The sequence below is a fragment of the Kineococcus indalonis genome (assembly GCF_009906395.1).
Classification (GTDB): domain Bacteria; phylum Actinomycetota; class Actinomycetes; order Actinomycetales; family Kineococcaceae; genus Kineococcus; species Kineococcus indalonis.
Genome location: NZ_JAAALM010000410.1, coordinates 1 through 3,666 on the forward strand (window position 1 = coordinate 1; position 3,666 = coordinate 3,666).

General features: G+C 76.4%; 4 protein-coding genes. 3 read left to right on the forward strand and 1 reads right to left on the reverse strand.

Features of this window, described 5'->3' with window-relative positions; all coding sequences use genetic code 11:
* Positions 1-289: 289 nt before the first annotated feature.
* A complete protein-coding gene (locus GTR00_RS16565; protein ID WP_166612687.1) occupies positions 290-1,498 on the forward strand; it encodes an EAL domain-containing protein in 1,209 nt (402 codons plus the stop codon).
* On the forward strand, positions 1,495-1,665 hold the full coding sequence (locus tag GTR00_RS16570; protein WP_166612688.1) for a DUF1059 domain-containing protein: 171 nt from the start codon (positions 1,495-1,497) through the stop codon (positions 1,663-1,665). The genes GTR00_RS16565 and GTR00_RS16570 overlap by 4 nt, the downstream gene beginning before the upstream one ends.
* 15 nt (positions 1,666-1,680) lie before the next feature.
* On the opposite strand, the gene GTR00_RS16575 is transcribed toward GTR00_RS16570, so the two are convergent.
* Positions 1,681-2,142, reverse strand: a complete 462-nt coding sequence (locus tag GTR00_RS16575) for a PPOX class F420-dependent oxidoreductase (RefSeq protein WP_323132546.1) — start codon at positions 2,140-2,142, stop codon at positions 1,681-1,683.
* A 112-nt stretch (positions 2,143-2,254) separates the two neighbouring features.
* On the opposite strand from GTR00_RS16575, the gene GTR00_RS16580 reads away from it, so the two are divergent.
* Complete coding sequence (locus GTR00_RS16580; RefSeq protein ID WP_323132547.1) at positions 2,255-3,652, forward strand: amino acid permease; 1,398 nt, start codon at positions 2,255-2,257, stop codon at positions 3,650-3,652.
* Positions 3,653-3,666 lie beyond the last annotated feature (14 nt).

Sequence of the window (3,666 nt, forward strand, 5' to 3'; positions counted from 1 at the left end):
GTGGTGGACGCGGTGGCCGGGGCGGCGAGCAGCGCGGCACCCAGCGCGGCACCCAGCGCGGCGCTCAGCGCGGTGCCCAGCGCAGCGGCGCCGCGCGCCCGCGCGGGGCCGCGCCGGAGCCGGGTGCGTGCCACGTCCAGGGCGTCGGCACGGCGCCGCAGGACCTTGAGGGCGAACGCGGCACGTACGAGCTGTGACCATGCGGTTACAGCACTATGCTCCCCCGGGACGTCGAGCAGGCTGGCGGACAGGCCCCTGCGCGCCCGAGGGCGGCGGGGAGGAGGTGGACGTGGACGCGGCCCGCACGGCCCCGCAGCACCTCAGCAGGTGGCGCCGCCGCCTCGACGAGCTCGCCGCCCACCCCGAGCAGCTGCGCCTGGTGCTGCACCCCGTGGTGGACGTGGCCGCCGGCCGCGTCGCCGGCTACGAGGTGCTCTCCCGCTTCGCCTCCCCGCACGGCCCCGAGCGCTGGTTCGAGGCCGCCCGGCACCTGGCCCGCAGCGCCGAGCTGGACCTGCTCGTGCTGCGCGCGGCGCTGCCGCTGCGCCGCCGGCTGCCGCACGGGACCTTCCTGACGGTCAACGTGGGCCCCGAGTCGCTGGGCGACCCGCGCGTGCTGGAGCTGCTGTGCGCGCAGGACCTGACGTCGGTGGTCGTGGAGGTCACCGAGCACACCGACTGCGACGCCGCCGCGCTGTCCGGTCCGCTGAGCGCGCTGCGCGCGCGGGGGGCCCGCGTCGCGCTGGACGACGTGGGCACCGGGCACTCCGGCCTGCTGCGCATGGCCGTGGTGCGCCCCGACGTGCTCAAGGTGGACCTGCAGCTCGTGCGCGGCCTGGACGGCGACCTCGTCAAGCGCTCCGTGGTGCGCTTCCTGGGCGAGTGCGCCGACCGCCTGGACGCCTGGGTGCTCGCCGAGGGCGTGGAGTCGCCCGCCGAGCTGGACGTGCTGCGCTCGATGGGCGTGCCGCTGGTGCAGGGCTTCCTGCTGGCCCGCCCCGCCGAGGGGTTCGCGCGGCTGTCGCTGGAGGCGCACCGGCTGCTGGCCTCCGGGGCCGCGGCCCCGCCGGTCCCGCAGGCCCCCGGTCCCGCCGGGCGCCTGGCGCGGCGCACCAAGACCTGCCGGTCCGCGGCCGAGGCGGTGGAGGCCGTGGCCGGGGACGGCGCGCCGGTCGTGGTCGTCGACGAGCACGACGTGCCGCGGGTGCTGGTGCTGCCCGCGGCGGGGGCCGGCGGGGAGCCGCGCCTGCGGGAGGTCGTCAGCACGCTGGCGCCGGAGACCTCGGTGCCGCTGGCGGCGGCCCGGGCCGTCTCCCGGGCGCCGGAGGTGCGCTTCGACCCGGTGGTGTGCACCGACGCCACCGGCCGGTACGTGGGGGTGGTGGGGGTGGAGGACCTGGTGCTGGAGCTGTCCGGCGGTGCGTGCGCCGGCGGCCCCCGCGCCCGCGACGAGCGCGCGGGGGGCTGGCCCGCCGCGGGACGGGAGGTGCCGGCGTGAAGAGCTTCCGCTGCGGGGACGTGGTGCCCGGCTGCCACCAGGAGCTCGTCGGCGAGGACGTCGCCGACGTCCTGGCGCAGGTGGACGAGCACGCGCGCCGCGACCACGGCGTGGTGCCCGACGAGGACCTGGTGCGGGCCGTGCGCGAGCGCGTGCGCGACGAGTGAGCGCCGCGCCCGGCCTCAGCCCGACAGGCGGGCGGGGAAGCCGCCGGTGGCCACCGGGCCCCAGCGCTGCGGCGTGACGCGCAGCAGGCACTTGCCCTGGCGCGCCATGGCCGCGCGGTACTCGTCCCAGTCGGGGTGCTCGCCGGAGATGGAGCGGAAGTACTCCACCAGCGGCTCCAGCGCCTCGGGCAGGTCCAGCACCTCGGCGGTGCCGTCGACCTGCACCCAGGCGTCGCCGAAGTCGTCGGAGAGCACCAGCACGCTGACCCGCGGGTCGCGGCGGGCGTTGACCGCCTTGGCGCGCTCGGGGTAGGAAGAGATCACGAAGCGGCCCTCGGCGTCGACGCCGGCGGTCACGGGCGACAGCTGCGGCGAGCCGTCGGCGCGGTGCGTCAGCAGGACGACGTGGTGGCGGCCGCGGACGAAGTCCAGCAGGCCCTCGCGGTCGACGCGGGTGGTGGTGGCGACGGTGGGCACGGGCCCGCACGCTACCGCGCCGCGCCGCGCCGGGCGCGGGTGGCCCCGGGCACCCGCGGTGGGGCACAGTTCCGCGCACCGGTCACCGGGGCCGGGGGAGCGGAGGACCGACGTGCAGGTAGAGCAGCACCTGGGCACGGGGCTCAAACCCCGCCACATCACGATGATCTCCATCGCCGGCGTCATCGGCGCCGGCCTGTTCGTGGGCTCCTCCAACGCCGTCGCCGAGGCGGGGCCGGCCGTGCTGGTCTCCTACGCCCTCGCCGGCACCCTGGTGGTGCTGGTGATGCGGATGCTGGGGGAGATGGCCACCGCCCACCCGGACACCGGCTCCTTCTCCACCTACGCCGACCGCGCGCTGGGCCGCTGGGCCGGGTTCAGCGTGGGCTGGCTGTACTGGTGGTTCTGGGTGCTGGTGATCCCCGTGGAGGCCACCGCCGCCGCCGAGATCCTCACCGGCTGGATCGGCGCCCCGCAGTGGGTGTGGGCGCTGCTGGTGACCCTGCTGCTGACGGCGACCAACCTCGCCAGCGTCGGCAACTTCGGCGAGTTCGAGTTCTGGTTCGCGATGGTCAAGGTCGTCGCGATCGTCGCGTTCATCGCCGTGGGCGTGCTGGCCGTGCTCGGGGTGCTGCCCGGCTCGAACGTCTCCGGCGCACCGGGCCTGTCGGCCACCGGGGGCCTGCTGCCCAACGGCTTCGGCGCGGTGCTCGCGGCGATGCTGCTGACGATGTTCAGCTTCATGGGCACCGAGATCGTCACCATCGCCGCGGCGGAGTCCCCCGACCCCGAGCGCGGGGTGCGCCGGGCCGTGAACTCCGTCATCGGCCGCATCGGCCTGTTCTACCTGGGCTCCATCGCCGTGATCGTGGCGCTGGTGCCCTGGGACTCCCCGGCGCTGGCCGAGAACGGCTCGTACCAGACCGTGCTGGACACCATCGGCATCCCCGGCGCCTCCACGATCATGGACCTGGTCATCCTCACCGCCGTCGCCAGCTGCCTGAACTCCGCCCTCTACACCGCCTCGCGCATGGCCTTCTCCCTCTCGCGCCGCGGCGACGCGCCCGCCTGGTTCGGGCGGGTCTCGCGCGGCGGGGTGCCGCGCGGGGCGATCCTGGCCTCCACCGCCGTCGGCTTCCTCGCCGTGGTCGGCAACTACGCGCTGCCGGACCGCATCTTCTCCCTGCTGCTGGCCACCAGCGGCGCCCTGGCCCTGGTCGTGTACGCCTTCATCGCCCTCTCCCAGGTCGGCACCCGCCGCCTGCTGGACGCCGAGGGCCACCGGCCGGTGGTGCGCATGTGGCTGTTCCCCTGGCTGACGTACGCCACGATCGCGTTCATCGCGGCCGTGCTCGTGCTCATGGTGGTGCTGCCCGGCCAGCGCGTGGAGCTGACCCTGTCGGCGGTGCTGACCGCCGTGGTCATCGTCCTGGGCGTGCTGCGCCAGCGCCGCGAGCAGCGCCGCGCCGCGGGCGCCGTCGCCGCCGGCGCGCCGGGGGCGCGGGGGTGAGCGCGCCCGGGGCG